Source organism: Hyunsoonleella sp. J2K-J805, assembly GCF_057167125.1.
In genome coordinates this window covers 80,187-99,978 of the sequence record NZ_CM169901.1, presented here as the reverse complement: position 1 = coordinate 99,978, position 19,792 = coordinate 80,187, and the positions used below count along the sequence as shown (strand labels likewise).

Here is a 19,792-nt window from a genome sequence, read left to right as displayed (position 1 = left end):
TTTGCTTGATTACCTTATTATGTAGTATTAACTATTGTAATTCTCAGACTCATACCAATACATTAGATAGCCTACATGCCTTAGTAAAACAAGCAAAAAGTAAACCTGATAAAGTTACCAGACTATTAAAATTATGTAACACTTACGAGCAGCCAAAAACTATGAATTTAGATAGTGTACATAGCTATGCTAAACAAGTATTAAAACTTACCAAAAAAGAAAAACAGTTGCAAAAGCAAAGGGTTGATGCAATGCAACATTTAGCTTTTAATCATATACGTAAAGGTGAATTAGACAGTGCAACCTTATATATTGAGAAATTTAAAGCCATTTCAGAAACTATAGATTATGGTACTGGTTTAAGTTACGTAAGCCTTCGCAAAGCCTATGTACTTAGTATGGAAAACAAGGCGAATGAGGCTATTTATTACTATGAAAAAGCTTACAACACCGCCAAAGCTTATGATGTACCAAAGCATATCCTTTTTGATACGGCCGTAAATTTATCTTATGTGTATTTGGCAGCAGAGTTTGACACTAATCTTGCAACTGAAGTTTTACTAGAAGTAAAGGATTTGGTTAACGACACGAAAATTACATTGCAAGATAAAGGGCTGTATTACTGTAATCTAGGTCAAGCATATTCGGATAGTAATGACTATGAGCAGTCCATTTCAAATTATAAAAAAGCTGTAGAAATATTTACAGAGATTCAAGACTATTTGTTAAAAGCGACTTTAGGGGCTTTAGGAGACGTTTACCACACAGTTGGTGATAATAACAATGCTATAATTACTTATAAAAAAATGCTAGCATTAAAATCTACTGATACAGCTAGTACGCCATACCTTGGTCTTGCTAAGTGTTATTATGATTTAAAAGACTTTGAAACTTCAAAAAAATATTATTTAAAAGCTGCAGAAGTTTACAATAACAATAATAACCAATGGCGTGAGGCTTATTGTTTAAAAGAAATAGGTGTTATTAATTTAAAACAAAACGACATAAAAAACTCTAATCGTTATTTTAATTTTGCCATAGAAAAATTCAAAAAGTTCGAGTTAAATAAAGAGAAAGGGCTTCATAATGATAAAGAAGCAAAGTTGCATTTTGAATTATCCAAAATTTATGAATATCAAAACGACTTACCCAACAGTTTAAAACATTACAAGTTATTTACTGCTTATAAAGATACTATTAACGACAATAGAAATATCAAAGTTACAGAGCGTTTTAAGATTTCTAAAGAAGCTTTAGAAAAAAATAAAGCGATTGAAGTTTTAGAAAAACAAAACAAAATACAAGAGTTAAAAGCAGAAAGTGATCGCACTATTAAATGGGGACTACTAGTATTTTCATTACTTATTGCAACGCTTCTTGCAGTATTATTTAATAGATATCAATTAAAACAAAAATCGCTAAAAGCCATAACAGCAAAAAACGAAGAGAATAAAATATTGATGCGAGAGATACACCATCGTGTTAAAAATAATCTTCAAATCATTTTAAGTCTTTTGGGAGCTCAAATCAATAGTAATGAAGATGACAAAAAGCTAATTAATATACTTACAGAAAGCCAGAACAAAATAAAGTCCATGGCTTTAATACACCAAAACCTATACAATGGCAATCAATTTTCTAAAGTGGAGGTATCTTCTTACGTAAAAGATTTGGTAGCCAACATTCAAAAAAGTTTTGATAGAGGTAAAAATGCAATACGGTTCGATTTTGATTTGGTCAAAAAAGATATCGAAATCGCACTTGCCGTACCCTTGGGTCTTATCATAAATGAATTGATCACAAACTCCTACAAGTATGCATTTACTGATGGTTCTTTAGAGGATAAGGCCATTACAATTGATTTTTACCCCATAGAAAACACTTCAAAATACAACCTCCTCGTTAAAGACAACGGAAAGGGACTTCCTAAAGATTTTAATATGAATACATTATCCTCTTATGGTTTGCAGTTGGTACATGGCCTTGTGTCGCAGTTACATGGCGAAATGAATATTGTACAAAATCAGGGAGCGGCTTTTCATATCACATTAGAAACGCCAGAGGCTTAATTATATAAATTGAAATTTTCACAATGCCTATGGTCATGCAATTACATACTAAAAAACTTCTTTTTATAGGTATTATATTGTTGACTTTACAGTTTGGCATAGCACAACCTAAGATAAATGATAGTCTCGTTAACCGCTTAAATACTTCGGTAAAAAAAGCTAAAAACAAACAAGCTAAAGTTAGAGCCATACTTGAATTATGTAAGCATTATTCAAACCAAACAACGATTAACACTGATAGTCTCTCTTATTACGCAAATGCAACGCTAAAGCTTTCTAATGCTAACCCCGATTTTATAGAACAAAAGGCTGATGCGCTCTACTATCTAGCTATTTGCGCCATTGAAACCGAAGAAATTGAACGGGCAAACAAACTTATTAACCAACTACAATCCATATCAGAAGAATTAGCTTATGGCAATGGTTTAAAAAATGTGGCAACACTATCTTCTCGTATGAGCCAATATGAGAATGATATAAAAATGGCTACCCTACACTTAGAAAACGCATACCAAATAGCCAAAGATCATAACTTACCTTCGCCAAAGATTATCGAAAGTGCCTTAAGTCTTGGTCAAATCTACTTAATAAACGTAAACAATAAAGAAATTGTATCCCATCTATTGTTCGAAAATATAGCTATAATAAACGATGATGATGTACCGCTAGATGATAGGGCTTATTTCTATTTTCTATTCGGTCTTTTTTATGACCAATATGACGTTGATGTGCATAAAGCCATAGAAAACTACAACAAATCATTTAATTTATATACAAAAACCAATAATACCCAGTATATCAACAATCCTATAATCAATTTAGCGGAATGTTATCAAAAAATAAATGAGCATACAAAAGCAATAGAAACGCTAAATAAAGCCTTAAAAATTGCCAAATCCATAGACCAAGATATGGCTTATAGTTTCATTTATTATAATTTAGGGCTGTCTTATTTTGAACTTAAAGAGTACGACAGGTCAGAAGCGTATTATAGAAAGGCTCTGCATGAAAATAAACGAATTAAGGATTTTACCGAAGAAGCACTTTGTTTACAAAGAATAGGTGAAATCTATTTAAAAAAGGGTGATAAGACCAAAGCCAAAACCATTTTAAAAGAAGCTATTGCTGCTTATGAAAAAGGTGTTACCGTATTAAAAAAGCAAAATGAAATAGATATATATATCGCCACTTCTTACAAAGAAATATCAAAAATTCATGAACTTTTAGATGACTATCAAGAGAGTTTAAAATACCATATGGCATATACGGAGAACAAAACAAAAATAGATAGTGTGCAAACTACAAAAGTCACGGAGCGTTTTAATTTTTTAAAGGAAGCTGCTGAAAAAAATAAAGAAATTGAAACCTTAGAGAATAAAAATAAACTACAACAGCTAAAAGCGGCTGAAGAAAAAACAGTAAAACTAGGGTTATTGATTTTCTTAGTATGTGCGCTCTTGTCCTTGTTGATCGTGTTCAACAGAAACCGTATCAAACAAAAAGCCTTAAAAATAATTGAAGCAAAAAATGCGGAAAACAAATTGTTGATGGGCGAAATACATCATCGTGTAAAAAATAATCTACAGATTATTTCCAATCTATTGGGTGTTCAAATCAATGCTCATGAAGACAATGAAATCTTAAAAACCATATTGACGGAAAGTCAAAATAAGGTCAAATCAATGGCAATTATACATCAAAACCTATATAAGGGAGAAAAGTTTGCCAAAGTATCCGTAGACAGGTACATCCATGATTTAATATCAGAAATCAGAAGTGGGTTCATCTGTAATGACACTAAAATTGAAATAGATCTCAACGTTGTAAAAAAGGAAATAAAAATTGGTCTTGCAGTACCTTTAGGCCTAATTTTAAATGAATTGATCAGCAATAGTTATAAATATGCATTTACGGATGACAATATTGCGGAAAAGCAAATAACGATAGCGCTCACCCATTGTGTAGGTACCGACCGATATCTTCTTTTGGTAAAGGATAACGGCAAAGGATTGCCTGAAAATTTTGATATTGAAAGGTTAAATTCTTTTGGGCTACAATTGGTACATGGTTTGGTGGCCCAATTACATGGTAACATTGAAGTAATGCGAGAACAAGGTACAACATATAAGATTCTTTTAGAAGAACCTAAAGCTGCATAATAACAGCTAATGTTTCATTAAAAAATGACTAAAAATAATTACGGCTAAAGCATGCTAAAATCTAAATTTCTAATTTTTTGTTGTGTCCTAGGTCTGCTATACCAACATGGTTTTGCCCAAAAACATAAAAATGGCAAAACACTGGATAGTTTGCATATCGCAGTGCGTCAGGCTTCCAACACCACAAAAAAGATTGAGGCCTTACTACAGTTATGCAAGCACCATAGAAAAATAGCCACTAAAAATTTAGACAGTTTATCATTTTATGCACAGAAGGTCTTAAGCCTAACGGATTCCCTTAAAAACTTTGAAAAGCAAAAAGTAGATGCCCTAAATCATTTGGCCTTTGTGGCTTATGATAGAAAGGACAATAAGCTTGCAAAAAAATATATTGAAACTTTTAAAGAAATTTCAGAAAGCATAGACTACGGTACCGGTTTAAGCAACGCCAGTTACCTTTCTGCGTATTTAAGTTTAGATGAGAATGATGTTAACCTTTACCTTTATCAATTAGAAAATGCCTATAAGATTGCAAAAGAATACAAAGTACCAGAAGCGGTTATTTTTAAAATGGGGATTAGTTTGTCTTCTGCTTATTCTGTTTACAGGTTTAACCCAGATGTAATAGTTAAGGCACTAACGGAATTAAGAGATTTGGTACATCATCCAGATGTACCACTTCAAATTAAAGCCTTTTATTATTTAGATTTAGGGTCCTTATATGATGAAACCAAAGACTACGAGAAAGCCAAAATAAATTATAAAAAATCTATAGCCCTATTTAAAAAAGATCATAATTTTTTGGCCTATCTACCATTGCTAGATCTAGCCAATAACTATCAAACCTCTAAGGAGTATAACAAAGCCATAGCCCTTTATAATGAGGCTTTAATGTTAAAGGTGCCAGAATCTTATGCAGATATTTATGTTGGCCTTGGCAGTTGTTTTTTTTATATGAAAGATTATGTGAAGTCAGAACTGAATTATAAAAAAGCTATAGATCAATATAAAGTTATAAATGACTATTCGGGAGAAGCGGCATGCTTGGAGCAAATAGGGAGAATTTATCTTAAAAAAAATGAGGTAAAACAGGCCCATTCGTTTTTTGATCTTGCCCTAAAAAAATCCCTTAAAACCATTGCTTTACAGAAAGAGAATAATAGCGATAAATCTGAAATTCCATCTACGTATGCATTGATATCTAAAATATATAAAACCAAAAAAGAATACAAAAAGGCTTTGGCATATCATAAACTTTATGATGTTTATAATGATAGTCTTAAGGCAGAAAATAATGTAAAGATCAGTGAACAATATGCGCTTTTTAAAGTGAGAAGTGAGCAAGATGAGCGCATAAAAAAATTAGCATTTCAAAATGAGGTGCAAGAAAAAACAGCGGAAAAAGATAGGTCTTTTAAAATGTTATTGTTGTTTTCCGTGGTATTCGTCCTTTTGCTTTTGGGCATATCGGTCAATAGAAATTACCTAAAGAAAAAAGCGATTAAAACAATCGAAGCGAAAAATGATGAGACGAAGCTTTTAATTCGTGAGATTCATCATCGTGTGAAGAACAACCTACAAATCATTTTAAGCCTTTTGGGCACACAGATCAATAATAACGATGATAATGAGCTTTTGAAAACCGTATTGAGCGAAAGCAAGAGTAAAATAAAGTCCATGGCCATCATTCACCAAAACCTCTACAATCAAAACCAATTTTCTAAAGTTACGGTGTCTTCTTATATTAAAGAGCTCGTAGCGCATATCCAAGAAAGTTTTGATGAGGAAAAGAACGCCATTCAAGTTAGTTATGATGTGTTGAAAACGGATATTACAATGGCACTGGCTGTGCCTATTGGGCTTATTATCAATGAATTGGTAACCAACGCTTATAAGTATGCATTTACAAACCGGCATGACAAAGAAAATACGATAACCATAAGTTTTAAACAACTAGAAAAAGCATCAAAGAAGTACCGCCTTATGGTACAAGATAATGGAAAAGGACTGCCCGTTGATTTTGATATGGAAAATTCAGCCTCTTTAGGGCTAGACTTGGTACGAAGTCTAGTAGCGCAATTACACGGCGATATCCAAATTACAAGAGCTAAAGGAACATGTTTTATAATTACCGTTAAAGATCCTTAAGCATAGGAATTATTTCAAAACACTAAAAATCAAAATATTAAAATATTTTATTGTAAATTTATAAGTCTTGAACTATACATTCCTAACCCTCGTATTTCAGTTTTTTAAAACTAAAAAATGACCAGAACCAAATTAGTACTTTTCGGATTAATGACGCTTTTTAGCTACCAATTTGGTAATACACAAACGTTTAACAAAACGCGCCAATTAGATAGTTTACATCTTGAAGTAAAGCAAGCCCAAAACACACAAGCTAAGGCCGAAAAACTATTAGAGTTATGCCATTATTTCTCACGGATTAAAAACTACAATGCTGACAGCTTATCTTTATATTCCCGAGAAATCCTTAAGCTGGCCGAAGCCCAAAACGGTTTGGAAAAACCAAAGGTTATCGCATTAACCCATTTAAGTAATGCCCTATCTAAAAACGCCAAAACCATAGATAGCGCAAAGCATAATGTAAAAATTGCAAAAGAAATAAGCAATAGATTGGACTATACCTATGGAAAGATTTTAACCTACAGAATTTCTGGTATCATAACCTTTGAAGAAGACGAGCGTGACAAGGGAATTCAAGTTTTGGATAGCGCCTATACCATCGCTAAAAACCCAGCAAACAACTTCCCTAAACACATTATTTTACGTACCCTACTCGATTTAACGCACCACCTATTACGTCATGGCAAAACCGATAGGCTTCCCCGGTTGTTACTGATTGAAGGGGTAGCTATGGAAGATGCTCCCAAGGTTACTCTAGAAGACAAAGCCTTATTAAATTATCATATCGCTAGAATGTATCTATATGAAGATAATAATGACGACGTAGATTTAAGGGTTTCATATTTGGAGAAAGCGGTGCGTTTATTTGATAAAGATAATAATACCGTTTTTGGGGATCCACGGCTTAGACTTGCTGGAGAATATAAAAATGATAAAAGAGATTACAAAAAAGCCATAAAAACGTATAATGAATTATTGGCTTTAGGACTTAAGGAGTATTATGCAGATTGTTATGAAGGTCTAGGTGGGTGTTATTATTATTTAAAAGATTATGATGCTTTAATTAAATATTATAAGAAAGCTTTAAAAGAAGGTAAAAACCGTTCTGATGAATTTAAAGGTGACATGCTTGCATCGATAGGCCTAGGTTATAAAGAAAAAAACAATAGTAAAGAAGCTACTAAGTATTTTAAACTTGCCGAAATGAGTTTTATCGATGCCATAGCAAACGATAATCATCCTCACTTTAACCAATCTATTTATAGTAATCTAGCTTATATTTCCAAACTCCAAAATGATTACAAAAAAAGTTTAACCTACCGGAAAAAACATGCCGCTGCCTGGGACAGCCTTTTTATGCGGGACAAGACTTCAGAAAGACGGTCTTTTGCTAACATTAAAGCCGATAATGAGAAAAAAATCGAACTCGCTGTTTTAGAGAAACAACTTAAAATCAAGGCTCTGAATTCCGAAAAAGAAAAAATTACAAACTACCTCTTAGTAGGGCTTTCTGCGCTTGCTATAGTGATAGGTTTGGTGCTGTTTGAGCGTTACAGAACAAAACAAAAGGCCTATAGCACCATCAAACAAAAAAATGACGAAAATGAGTTGTTGATGCAAGAGATCCATCATCGGGTCAAAAACAACCTTCAGGTCATTTCTAGTCTTTTAGGCGCTAAAATAAATAGCGTACCCAATGATGTTGCCATAAAATCCGCCCTACAAGAAAGCCAAAACAAGATAGCATCCATGGCTTTGATCCACCAAAACCTATATAAGGGCAATCAATTCACCCAAGTAAAGGTAAGCACCTATATCAACGAGCTTATTGCACATATTAAGAGTAGTTTTAATTCGGCCAACAGACCGGTACAATTTCAGTTGGATGTTCCACCAAAAGATATAAAAATGACACTTGCGGTACCCTTAGGCTTAATCATAAATGAACTGGTGACCAATGCTTACAAGTATGCATTTACAGAGCAGCAAAAGCAAGAAAACACCATACACATCAGTTTTACCCAATTGGAAGGTACATTGAAGTACCAGCTTATGGTGCAAGACAACGGAAAAGGATTGCCAGAAGGTTTTACCATGGATAAACTGTCCTCTTATGGCCTACAATTGGTGCATGGACTCGCAGCGCAATTGCAGGGTGAGGTTATCATGACGCAGGATAAAGGAACGCGATTCGACATCACAATGGAAGAACCAAAACAAAAACAAACTGACGAACTATAATTAGTTGTATACACCTGTGAACTATACTAAAAATGAACCTATACTAAACACTAGACTACATGCCTTTTTTTAAAACATTGATTGGTATTTTTTTCTTGTTCGTAAATGCCCATTTGGTTTTTGCACAACAAAGTTACGGCTCAAAACGACTGGACAGTCTGCAGAGCATCTTAAAAAAGAGCCGCACCGATGAACAAAGCGCAGCAACACTACTGGCAATAAGCAAACACTATTTTGAAGAAGGCACTAAAAGCTTGGATAGTCTTTACCATTACGCCAACAAGGCATTAGAGGTAACGGAAAGTGCAGATGAACTAGCGCAACAAAAAGTAGATGCGCTGTATTATTTGGCTATTCACGCACTGGAAACTAATCAAATAGCTTCCGCTAAAACCTATAATGAACGCATACAAACCATATCATCAAAATTAGAATACGGTTTAGGTTTAAAAAATGTAGCAGTGCTTTCAGGTTTTATAAGCGAAAAAGAGAATAACACAAACATAGCCGCATTTTATTTTGAAAGTGCCTATGACATTGCCAAAGATTATCAATTAACTAAAAACGTAATTTTTAATAGTACTTTAGAAATAACTGAAGCCTATATACGGTTCCAATTCCCTAAAAAAGATATCGAGGCTATTTTACTTGAGAGTAAAGCCATCCTTGATGCCCCAGGCATACTTCTAAAAGATAAAGCCCGATTTTATTTTAATACAGGTCTTTTTTATGATGCCTACACCAATAACCAAGACAAGGCCATTGAAAATTATACTAAAGCCATCACCTTACTTGAAGAGGATAATGCTTCTGAAAAATTATATCAGCCTTTATTAAAATTAGCGGCATCGTACCGAAAGCAAGAGAATCCTAAAAAAGCCATAGCAACCTTACATAAAGCGCTGAACACAGCAACAACTTTACAACAAAAAGAGGCTTATGCAGCCATTTACTATGATTTAGGAATGGCTTACTATGATGCAGAAGCCTATGATACAGCAGTGTCCTATTTTGAAAAAGCAATTCAAGCGCATCAAAACAATAACAATGCTATAGGAGAGGCAGATGGTTTACAACAACTAGGGGCAATTTATCTAACACGGAACAATAAACAGCAAGCTACTGAATTTTTTGACCTGGCTATTGGGCTTTATAAACAACGTATTGAAGAATTACAAGAAGAAGACCCTTTAGAACCTAGAATTAAACATTGTTATCTAGAATTATCTAAAATCTATGAAGTAAACGGAGATTATAAAGAAAGTTGCAGGTATCATATTTTGTATCGCAGATTCAAAATTAAAACCAACAATAAAATAAGCATCTTGATTCCGGAAAGATTGCGTTATATAGAAGAAGTAATCGCAAAGAATACTGAAATTAAACTCTTAAAAAATGAAAATGAAATTCAAGAAATTGAAGCCGAAAAGGACAAAAGAGTAAAAGCAGGTTTGGGGGTATTTTTAGCCCTTTTAACACTACTTGTATTCATTATATTTAACAGCTATCGTCTAAAACAAAAAGCGGTAAACATAATTGAACAAAAAAACAACGAAAAAAAATTATTGATACGGGAAATTCACCACCGTGTTAAGAACAACCTGCAAATCATCTTAAGCCTTTTGGGGGTTCAAATAAATAATAGTAATGACGAAAAGTTAACCGATATCCTGACCGATAGCCAAAACAAGATAAAGTCCATGGCCATTATCCATCAAAATCTGTATAGCGGCGATCAATTCTCTAAGGTCACCATAGCCTCATATATTAAAGAGTTGGTTGCGAACATTCAAAAAAGTTTTGATAAGGGAAAGAATTCCGTTCAATTTGAATTCAACGTGGTACAGAAAGACATTCAAATGGCGCTTGCAGTACCCTTGGGCCTTATTATAAACGAGTTGCTGACAAATGCCTATAAATACGCGTTTACCGAAACCAAAAATCAAGATAAAACCCTGACCATTGCATTCCACCAAATTGAAAATACATCGCAGTACACACTTGTAGTTGCCGATAACGGAAAGGGATTGCCCACCAATTTTAAGCTAGAAGATCTGTCCTCTTATGGGCTGCAATTGGTACAAGGTCTGGTAGCACAATTAAATGGTTTTATAGAAATAGCACAAGATCAAGGCACACGTTTTAAAATAACCTTGGAAGAGCCTACATCATAGTTTAAATGCACAGTGTATCACAACTTCTACTAAATATTGTGTTTATTGTTAATTAAAATCTAATTAACAATAAACAAAAATTACCTAATTAACTGATTTACAGAGATGTAAATATTAAAAAAAATTATAATTATATGGCATGTCTATTGCTTCTTTATCTGTGGATAGTAGTAATATAAAGGCTGTTATCAATTAACAGCAAAAAGGATGGGCATAGTGTTTAAAAGAATTTTAAATAATATAGGGTTAAAAAAACTAATAAAAAGTAAAAATCTTGATGTTGAGAATATAGAAAACTCATTTGGTACAAGGATAAAGACTAAAATAGATTTAACCAAAATTGGTAATAAAGATATAGACAAACTAAAAACTTTATTAACAAATAGAGGCATGCTTGTTATACCATCTCATCGCGTATTAAGTGAAGCAGAGCAGCTAAAAATCACTAAATTTTTTGGAAATACAAATGGTAGCGTCAGTTATTTAAGTCCGCACACCATTACTAACGATAGCAAGGCAACTGCCGAAAACACGTATTTATCAAGCGCTTTATGGCATTGCGACTATCCTAATTTAAAAAACCCTCCGCACATCAGTGTTTTTCAAATATTAGACAATGTCAATACTAATTGGGAAACTGCATTTATCAGCTTAAATGAGGTTTATTCTAATATTAGTGGAGAACAAAAAAAAGACTGGTTGGGTATTAATATTATGTATTCTGGAGATGATATTGTGCATCCGTTATTACGTGTGCATCCTTTTACTGGAGAACAAAGTCTTTATTTTGATTTTAGATTTGTGAAAGAAGTATATAATATTTGCGAGCATACAGGAGAGATTATGCTTAAAAACAGTAACGAAATTATTTTTAAGTTAAATGAATTATTCTCAAAATATACCTCAGTATATAGTCACAAATGGTGCTCGGGTGATATTATTATCATAGATAACTATACGATATCGCGCAGAGAAGTTTCTAAACCAGATACTACTAAAATCTCATTAGCAAGACGCACTACTACAGAAGGTGTTTATTTTTAATATTTACTTGTAATCGCTATCTTTTTTGATATCAAGCTTTTTTATCCTAAAATCGAGGGTACTTGGGTGCAGTTTAAGAATCTCTGCGGCACCGCCTTTACCCCTTATTTTACCTTTGCAAAACTTTAAAGTTTGAATAATTTGATCTCGTTCCACATCTTCCAGTGATTTTAGTTCGAACGATTTTCCTGAATTTTCAGAGTGTGTTATATCTGCAGTAGTTAATGAGTTAAATAGCATATTATCCTCCGCCAATAAAATACCGCGCTCTACAAAATGCTGCAGCTCTCTTACATTACCTGGCCAATTATAACTCATAATATGTTTAAGATTGTCTTTTCCTAATTCTGGACATGGTCTATCTATTTTTTTTGAAAACCGATCCATAAAATAATTGGCTAATAATTCAATATCTTTTCCACGGTCTCTTAAAGGAGGTACAGCTATTGGAAAAATACTCAATCTAAAAAATAAATCTGCTCTAAAATTACCTTTAGTTACTTCTTCCTCTAAAGTTCTATTGGTAGCAGCAATGATACGAACATCAATTTTTTTAGACATTATTCCCCCTACTGTTTCAATTTCTTTTTCTTGAATACAACGTAGTAACTTAGATTGACTACTTAAAGGCAGTTCTCCAATTTCGTCTAAAAACAAAGTACCACCATTGGCCTGTTCAAACTTTCCAATTTTTTTTTCGGTAGCTCCAGTAAAACTTCCCTTTTCATGACCAAATAATACAGATTCTATTAAATCACTAGGTAAGGCAGCACAGTTTACTTTTACCAATGGCTTATTTTTTCTTGGTGAACTTTTATGAATGGCTTCCATAATTAGTTCTTTACCAGTTCCGGTTTCACCATGAATAAGTACAGTAACATCTGTAAATGCAACTTTGTGTACTTGTTTTAATGTATTTGTTATAGCATTACTTTCTCCTATAATATGTGTAGCATCAAGACCAAGACCTGTATAAATTTCAGATGAAGAGGAGGCGTTTTGTTTAGGAGCCTTTGTAGCAGGTGCTTCGGCATCAATTTTACTAAAACCTAATTCTAAAGCAACCCTGATATCACGATCATCAAATGGCTTAAGTATATAACCCAACGGATCTGTTTGCATCATTTCATGCAGCGTTTCCGGGTCTGAGAACGAGGTAATGTATATAAAATTTAGTCCATATTGTTCTTTTAGTGTTATAGCTAGATCTGTCCCCTTAACATCTCCAATTAAATTAATATCAAGTAAAACTAAATCAGGACGTTCGTTTTCTATTTTCTCGATGGCTTCCGCGGCAGACTTTGCCATTCCCATAACCGCATAACCTAAACCGGAAACTATACCTCGTAAATCTTGAGCTATTATAAATTCATCTTCTACAATAAGAATTTTACTCATTATATGTTTCTATCTTAAAATAAACAGCAGAACACTTTACTGATGTTTCTATATCAAACTTTTGGAATTTAACCAACAAGCTAATAAATATAAAGCATTTTTAAATATTTGATTGTTAAATAATGTTTTATCTGCTTATTTTCTTAAAAAATTAGTTTTAGTTTAGGTTTTGTTTAATCTTTCAAAAAAAACACTTAACCATTCAGCCAATTCTTAAAAGCAACGGTTTTGTTTTTCCCTACAATAATTAGATTTTCAGATGACGGATGTGTTTCAACTTTTAATCCATTACCCATTTTAACGATCCTTTTTATAGCTGAAACTCTTACTATAATTTGTCTATTTACCCTAAAGAAAAAATGATGGTCTAGTGCTTCGAATAAACTGTCTAAACTATCATTGGTAATACTTCGTTTACCGTTATGAGTTACAACATAAGTAATAGAATGTTCTTTGTAAATAAAAGCTATATCAGCGGCGTTTACAACTAAGAGGTCATTACGATAATATGTTAAAATACGTCCTTTACAATTTATGGGTTCTTTAGAAGTATCACTATTTTGATCAGCCGCTACCTCTGCGGCGTTATTGTCGATATTAATCTTATTTGCAGATACTTCTTCATAGAGATAGTTAATATTGTCCACGATAGACATAAATGTATAAATTGGTGCTTGGTAATTAAATGATAACATAGCTTTATCAGTTTTAAGTTAATACTATTTCGAAAGTTTAAAGCTCTAAAGCTATCATTAGTTCATTTCGAGACTTATTTATATAGCTCCAAAAAACATCTTCGGTAATACCCAAATCTTCACAAATAAAAGCTGTTTTATATTGCGCAAATGTTTTCATTTTAAATGCTTTTCTTTGTACGGCTGGCATGTTTTTAAGACATTCATTGAATTTCGAATATTTGTTGTCAACGCTATATAAGTTTGATGATCTATTATTTAAATTCGTAATGTTTATATTATCATTACTTACTGGATTTCTTAAAACTTGTAATTCAGTTTTTCTAAATGAAAGTTTTTTTAATAAGAATCGCATTTTTGAAGTAAGTCTATCAATACTATGCTTGATAATGCTACTATTTAAATCTAAGTTTTTTGTAATTTCCATATCTGTACTAATATTTAAGTTTTCCATATTTTGTTTAACCATTAATTTTAATGATTTACAGATAAGCCAAAGCTATGCCATTATTAAATATTATTATATATATTTGAATTACAGTGATTTACAAAATAAAATGACTTTAATTACTTAAACAAAAAACACAAGATATGAGATTCGCACAATATATAGGATTAAACAAAAAAATCCTAAATACTTATTTTCTCGTCATTTTATTAGATAAAAAACACATTGAATTACATTTTGAAAGAAAAGACTGCTCATTGGTTTAATATTTCCAAATAAATTCGGTTTTCAAAATAAAAAAAATTCAAACCGTACATATTAAGCCACTACTTTGGAAAATTTATAGCATCAATAAAGTAATAAAAACAAATAATAAACGCTACAATCTTAATTTTAAGAATTTGCCCATTAAGTATCCTTAATAAGATTGCATATCCTTACAAAGCTTCTCCCGATAGTTATCGGGATTAAAAACAAAAACTCCAACTTGTAAATTCAAGCAAGCTTGATAAGTAGTCCTACTTTTCTTTATCATGATTCTTGATTTTAGCAGGATTACATATCCTGACAAAGCTCCGCTTTGAAAAACAAAAACTCCAGCTTATAAATTCAAGCAAGCTTGATAAACAGTCCTACTTTTATTTATCATGATTCTTGATTTTAGCAGGATTACATATCCTGACAAAGCTCCGCTTTGAAAAACAAAAACTCCAGCTTATAAATTCAAGCAAGCTTGATTTAACACTGGAGTTTTTGTTTTATTCGTGACCATGGCAGGATTCAAACCTGCAACCTCTTGAGCCGTAATCAAGTGCGCTATTCAGTTGCGCCACATGGCCTTTTTTCGTGGGTGCAAATATACATTTTTTATTAAAACTCCACCAAACAATTTCTTTCAATTTTTTAAATTCTTACTTTTGAATATGGCTCGCACACTCCTACAAGAAAAATTCAATAAAAACCTAGATAATTCGCTAATAAAAGAAATAGAAACCATTGGCAAATTAGTCTCGTTCAAACAAAACGATATCATTATAGATATCAATCAAACCCTAAAATACATCCCACTTTTATTAAGCGGCAATATTAAAATTCTTCGAGAAGATCAAGACGGTAACGAACTTCTCATCTATTTCCTTGAAGCTGGCGAAACCTGCACCATGTCACTAACTTGCTGTATGGGTACCACAAAAAGTAAAATAAGAGCAGTAGCCGAAAAAGACTCTACACTCATCATGATACCCGTGCAAAATATGCAAAAATGGTTTCACGAGAACGCTAGTTGGCGTAACTTCATACTAGAAAGTTATCAAACGCGTTTTGACGAAATGCTCGAAGCCATAGACAACCTCGCTTTCATAAAAATGGACGAAAGGTTACTTAAATACCTCATCAACAAAACCAAGCTTCATAGTTCAAAAACCATCATTGTAAAACACCAAGATATCGCCGAAGACCTTCACACCTCGCGCGTGGTTATCTCCAGACTCCTCAAACAATTAGAAAATCAAAACAAAATCAAACTTAGCAGAAACAAAATAGAAGTGCTATAAATAATTTGGGCGCTACCACAATCCCGATAGCTATCGGGAGGGCTTTCACTACTTGCTCCCTCCTGCGTCGGGGAGCTCAAACATGCCGTTCAATCCCTAGCGCACCTGTTTGCCACAGTCAGTTATAATTTCATTACCTTCTGCATACTAAGTAACATATATTACAAAACAATATAAACCTTAAACATAAATTCGCACTAAAATTTACAATTATGGAATACATTTTAAACCCATGGCCTTGGTACATATCTGGCCCATTAATAGCCTTAGTTATGGCACTACTTCTCTACTTTGGTAAAACATTTGGGATGTCATCAAACTTAAGAACCATGTGTACTATGGTAGGCGCAGGTAAGTTTGCCGACTTCTTTAATTTTAAATGGAAAGATCAAATATGGAATCTAACAGTAGTTCTAGGAGCTGTTATAGGAGGTTTTATAGCAGTTCAGTTCTTATCAAACAATTCGGGAACAGATTTAAATCCAACTACAATTACCGAACTTCAAAACATGGGTTTCAATAATCCAGGACAAACACTTGTTCCCAACGAAATGTACAATCTAGATGTTTTAGCATCACCAAAAGCATTACTACTTTTAATTATTGGAGGTTTACTAGTTGGTTTTGGCACACGATACGCTGGAGGTTGTACATCAGGACATGCAATTACTGGCTTAAGCAGTTTACAAAAACCATCCTTAATCGCAGTAATAGGTTTCTTTATTGGGGGATTGATTATGACTAATTTTATTTTACCCCTAATTTTTTAAGATATGAAAGCACTAAAATTTTTATTAGTAGGTATATTTTTCGGAATCGTTTTGGTAAAATCCGAAGCCGTATCATGGTATCGCATTTACGAGATGTTCCGTTTTCAATCCTTCCACATGTACGGTATTATTGGAACAGCCATAGCAAGTGGAATTCTTTTTCTTCAAATTTCAAGTAAAGGCTACATAAAAAACATTAAAGGGACAGAAATTTTTGTACCAAAAAAAGAAAACGGATTAGTACGTTACATTTTCGGTGGTATTATTTTCGGTTTAGGTTGGGCGTTAATTGGCGCTTGTCCTGGCCCCATGTACATCCTTTTTGGCACTGGTGTTTGGAGTATGCTAATCGTTATTGCTGCAGCTATTTTTGGAACATTTATTTATGGCCTCCTTAAAAGCAAACTACCACACTAAATGGATTCTACTCAAATATTAGGATATATTGGTGCATTAATAGTTGGTCTAGTTTTAGGGCTTATAGGTGGTGGTGGGTCTATTTTAACCGTTCCGCTTTTGGTGTATCTTTTGGGGTATAATCCAGTAATAGCAACCGCATATTCTTTGTTTGTTGTAGGTACATCATCTATGGTGGGTACTTATCAAAAGCACAAAAAAGGCTTAGTCGACTTTAAAACAGGGTTAGCCTTTTCATTTCCATCATTTGTAGCGGTATATTTATCAAGGCGCTATTTAGTTCCAGGGATTCCAGAAACACTTTTTAGTTTTGGAGGTTTTGATCTAACAAAAGATATGGGTATCATGATATTTTTTGCCATTATCATGATTTTAGCCTCATACTCTATGATAAAAAACAGAAAAGAAAACCTTGAAACTACTGAAAGTCAACCATACTATAAAACATTTATTCAAGGTTTAGCAATTGGTACGATAACAGGAATTATTGGAGCTGGTGGTGGTTTTTTATACGTACCTGCTTTAGTATTATGGGCAAATATCCCAATGAAAAAAGCGGTTGGCACCTCATTAATCATTGTAACCATTAATTCATTAATTGGATTTGTAGGAGATGTTCAAACTTTAGATATAGAATGGGGATTTTTACTAACATTTACTGGTATTTCTATATTAGGGATTGTTTTAGGGGTGTTCTTGTCAAAATTTATTAGCGGACAAAAATTAAAAAAGAGCTTTGGTTATTTTGTTTTAATTATGGCTACTTACATTATATATAGAGAGTTAAAATAGTTTTAAAGTAATATAAGTTACAAACTAAAATAACGATGTTTTGTAATTTTGATTGAATATCTAGTTAAATAGATTCCCTCCCCTGCCTGCCGGTAGGCTGGTTCGAGGGAATGACAAAAAATAAAATTATGCGAATAGAACAGATATATACAGGATGCTTAGCCCAAGGGGCTTATTACATTGAATCAAATGGTGAAGTTGCTATCATAGATCCACTTCGTGAAACACAACAATATATTGATAAAGCCAAAAGAGAAAATGCAAAAATCAAATATATTTTTGAAACACATTTTCATGCTGACTTTGTTTCAGGACATGTAGATTTAGCTAAAAAAACAGGCGCAACTATTATTTTTGGTCCTGGTGCCAAAACAGAATACGATATTCATGAAGCTAAAGACAATGAAACCTTTACTTTAGGAAACATAACTATTAAAGTACTACACACGCCTGGGCATACTTTAGAATCTGCCACATATTTACTACTTGATGAAAACGGAAAAGAACACGCTATTTTCTCAGGAGATACTTTGTTTTTAGGAGATGTTGGTAGACCCGATTTAGCAATAAAATCTGATTTAACAAAAGAAGATTTGGCGGCTATGTTATATGATTCTTTACGAAATAAAATCATGACATTACCTGATGATGTTATTGTATATCCAGCCCATGGTGCTGGTTCTGCCTGTGGTAAAAACTTAAGTAAAGAAACGGTTGGTGTTTTAGGAGACCAGAAAAAAACAAACTATGCATTGCGAGCAGATATGACCAAGGAAGAGTTTGTTAAGGAAGTTTTAGACGGTATTGCACCTCCGCCACAATATTTTGCAAAAAACGCCTTGATGAACAAAGTGGGTTATGAAGATTTTGAAGCAGTACTCAATCAAGGCAACACACCACTTTCTCCGGAAGAGTTTGAGGCTATTGCAAATCAACAAGGCGCATTGGTACTTGATGTACGTACCCAAGACGATTTTGCAAAAGGACACATTCCTAATTCAATATTCATAGGCCTAAATGGTGGATTTGCTCCGTGGGTAGGCGCCCTTATTACAGATTTAAAACAACCTATTTTACTACTAACGCCCGAAGGAAGAGAGGAAGAAACTGTGACGCGATTATCGCGGGTTGGCTACGATAACACATTGGGCTATTTAAATAATGGTATTGACGCATGGAAAGAATCAGGCAAGGATATAGACACTGTAACCTCAATTTCAGCTGAAGAGTTCGCTGAAATTTACACAAAAGATATTCCCGATGTTTTGGACGTTAGAAAGGATGGAGAATATAAATCCCAGCATCTTGTCGGACATAACGTAGTGCACTTCCCTTTGGATTTCATCAACGATAACATGGATGCCATAGATAGTCATGACACTTATTATGTACATTGTGCTGGCGGCTACCGTAGTATGATTGCAGCTTCAATATTAAAAGCTAGAGGTTTTAATAACTTGGTTGACATCGCTGGTGGTTTTGGATCTATCAAAAAAACAGATTTACCACTATCCGATTTTGTTTGTCCTTCCGAATTATAAAAAAAAGACCTCACAGGTTTTAAAAACCTGTGAGGTCTGCCTACAAAGTAGATTTTTATTTCTTTAAACTATTTCTGCACTTAACCCTGCTTCTAAAAGTTTAGAACAACGTGGCTTTAAATCGTCGTAATCTCCAGTTTTAACCGTGCATTTTCCTTTATAGTGTACAATTAATGAGCATTGTTCTGCTTGTTCTGCAGTATGTTCGCAGGCATAGATTAATGTTTCTATAACATGATCGAAAGTATTAACATCATCATTATGTAATACAATTTCATTTTGAGTAACTACTGCTTCTTTGAGTAGTAATTCTTCTGAAGTTTTTTCTTTTGAACTCATTTCT

15 protein-coding genes and 1 tRNA gene are annotated in these 19,792 nt (G+C 33.3%); 11 read left to right on the top strand and 5 right to left on the bottom strand.

Annotated elements, in window-relative coordinates:
* The first annotated feature begins 5 nt into the window (after window positions 1–5).
* The 6 genes from AC1B0Z_RS00410 (at window position 6) to AC1B0Z_RS00385 (ending at window position 11,835) form a co-directional block, all read left to right on the top strand.
* Window positions 6–2,069 (top strand): tetratricopeptide repeat-containing sensor histidine kinase, encoded by a 2,064-nt coding sequence (locus tag AC1B0Z_RS00410; protein WP_483793497.1) that lies wholly within the window; start codon window positions 6–8, stop codon window positions 2,067–2,069.
* 35 nt (window positions 2,070–2,104) lie between these two features.
* The gene (locus tag AC1B0Z_RS00405; protein ID WP_483793496.1) at window positions 2,105–4,228 is read left to right on the top strand and encodes a histidine kinase dimerization/phosphoacceptor domain -containing protein; all 2,124 of its coding nucleotides are present in this window, start codon (window positions 2,105–2,107) and stop codon (window positions 4,226–4,228) included.
* Between the two features lie 51 nt (window positions 4,229–4,279).
* The gene (locus AC1B0Z_RS00400) at window positions 4,280–6,376 is read left to right on the top strand and encodes a tetratricopeptide repeat-containing sensor histidine kinase (RefSeq protein WP_483793495.1); all 2,097 of its coding nucleotides are present in this window, start codon (window positions 4,280–4,282) and stop codon (window positions 6,374–6,376) included.
* 117 nt (window positions 6,377–6,493) lie between these two features.
* Window positions 6,494–8,617 carry a tetratricopeptide repeat-containing sensor histidine kinase gene (locus AC1B0Z_RS00395; RefSeq protein ID WP_483793494.1) on the top strand — a complete coding sequence of 708 codons (2,124 nt, stop codon included), beginning with the start codon at window positions 6,494–6,496 and terminating at the stop codon, window positions 8,615–8,617.
* Between the two features lie 59 nt (window positions 8,618–8,676).
* Window positions 8,677–10,791, top strand: coding sequence for a tetratricopeptide repeat-containing sensor histidine kinase (locus AC1B0Z_RS00390; RefSeq protein WP_483793492.1), 2,115 nt, complete (start codon window positions 8,677–8,679; stop codon window positions 10,789–10,791).
* Between the two features lie 207 nt (window positions 10,792–10,998).
* Entirely contained in the window at window positions 10,999–11,835 is an 837-nt protein-coding gene (locus AC1B0Z_RS00385; protein ID WP_483793490.1) for a TauD/TfdA family dioxygenase, read from the top strand.
* 3 nt (window positions 11,836–11,838) lie between these two features.
* Here the strand turns inward: AC1B0Z_RS00385 and AC1B0Z_RS00380 are convergent, their stop codons facing one another.
* The 4 genes from AC1B0Z_RS00380 to AC1B0Z_RS00365 form a co-directional block, all read right to left on the bottom strand.
* The gene (locus AC1B0Z_RS00380; protein ID WP_483793489.1) at window positions 11,839–13,233 is read right to left on the bottom strand and encodes a sigma-54-dependent transcriptional regulator; all 1,395 of its coding nucleotides are present in this window, start codon (window positions 13,231–13,233) and stop codon (window positions 11,839–11,841) included.
* Between the two features lie 194 nt (window positions 13,234–13,427).
* A complete protein-coding gene (locus tag AC1B0Z_RS00375) occupies window positions 13,428–13,928 on the bottom strand; it encodes a LytR/AlgR family response regulator transcription factor (protein WP_483793488.1) in 501 nt (166 codons plus the stop codon).
* Between the two features lie 37 nt (window positions 13,929–13,965).
* Window positions 13,966–14,397, bottom strand: a complete 432-nt coding sequence (locus tag AC1B0Z_RS00370) for a hypothetical protein (RefSeq protein WP_483793486.1) — start codon at window positions 14,395–14,397, stop codon at window positions 13,966–13,968.
* A 744-nt stretch (window positions 14,398–15,141) separates the two neighbouring features.
* Window positions 15,142–15,215: transfer RNA gene (locus AC1B0Z_RS00365), tRNA-Arg, on the bottom strand.
* Between the two features lie 84 nt (window positions 15,216–15,299).
* Between AC1B0Z_RS00365 and AC1B0Z_RS00360 the strand changes: the two genes are divergently transcribed.
* The 5 genes from AC1B0Z_RS00360 (at window position 15,300) to AC1B0Z_RS00340 (ending at window position 19,449) form a co-directional block, all read left to right on the top strand.
* On the top strand, window positions 15,300–15,929 hold the full coding sequence (locus AC1B0Z_RS00360) for a Crp/Fnr family transcriptional regulator (RefSeq protein WP_483793484.1): 630 nt from the start codon (window positions 15,300–15,302) through the stop codon (window positions 15,927–15,929).
* Window positions 15,930–16,141: 212 nt separating this feature from the next.
* A complete protein-coding gene (locus AC1B0Z_RS00355; RefSeq protein WP_483793483.1) occupies window positions 16,142–16,699 on the top strand; it encodes a YeeE/YedE family protein in 558 nt (185 codons plus the stop codon).
* A gap of 3 nt (window positions 16,700–16,702) precedes the next feature.
* The gene (locus AC1B0Z_RS00350; protein ID WP_483793481.1) at window positions 16,703–17,116 is read left to right on the top strand and encodes a DUF6691 family protein; all 414 of its coding nucleotides are present in this window, start codon (window positions 16,703–16,705) and stop codon (window positions 17,114–17,116) included.
* Window positions 17,117–17,908, top strand: coding sequence for a sulfite exporter TauE/SafE family protein (locus AC1B0Z_RS00345; RefSeq protein ID WP_483793480.1), 792 nt, complete (start codon window positions 17,117–17,119; stop codon window positions 17,906–17,908).
* A 128-nt stretch (window positions 17,909–18,036) separates the two neighbouring features.
* A complete protein-coding gene (locus AC1B0Z_RS00340; RefSeq protein WP_483793479.1) occupies window positions 18,037–19,449 on the top strand; it encodes an MBL fold metallo-hydrolase in 1,413 nt (470 codons plus the stop codon).
* 63 nt (window positions 19,450–19,512) lie between these two features.
* On the opposite strand, the gene AC1B0Z_RS00335 is transcribed toward AC1B0Z_RS00340, so the two are convergent.
* On the bottom strand, window positions 19,513–19,788 hold the full coding sequence (locus AC1B0Z_RS00335) for an ATP-dependent Clp protease adaptor ClpS (RefSeq protein ID WP_483793478.1): 276 nt from the start codon (window positions 19,786–19,788) through the stop codon (window positions 19,513–19,515).
* Between the last annotated feature and the right edge of the window lie 4 nt (window positions 19,789–19,792).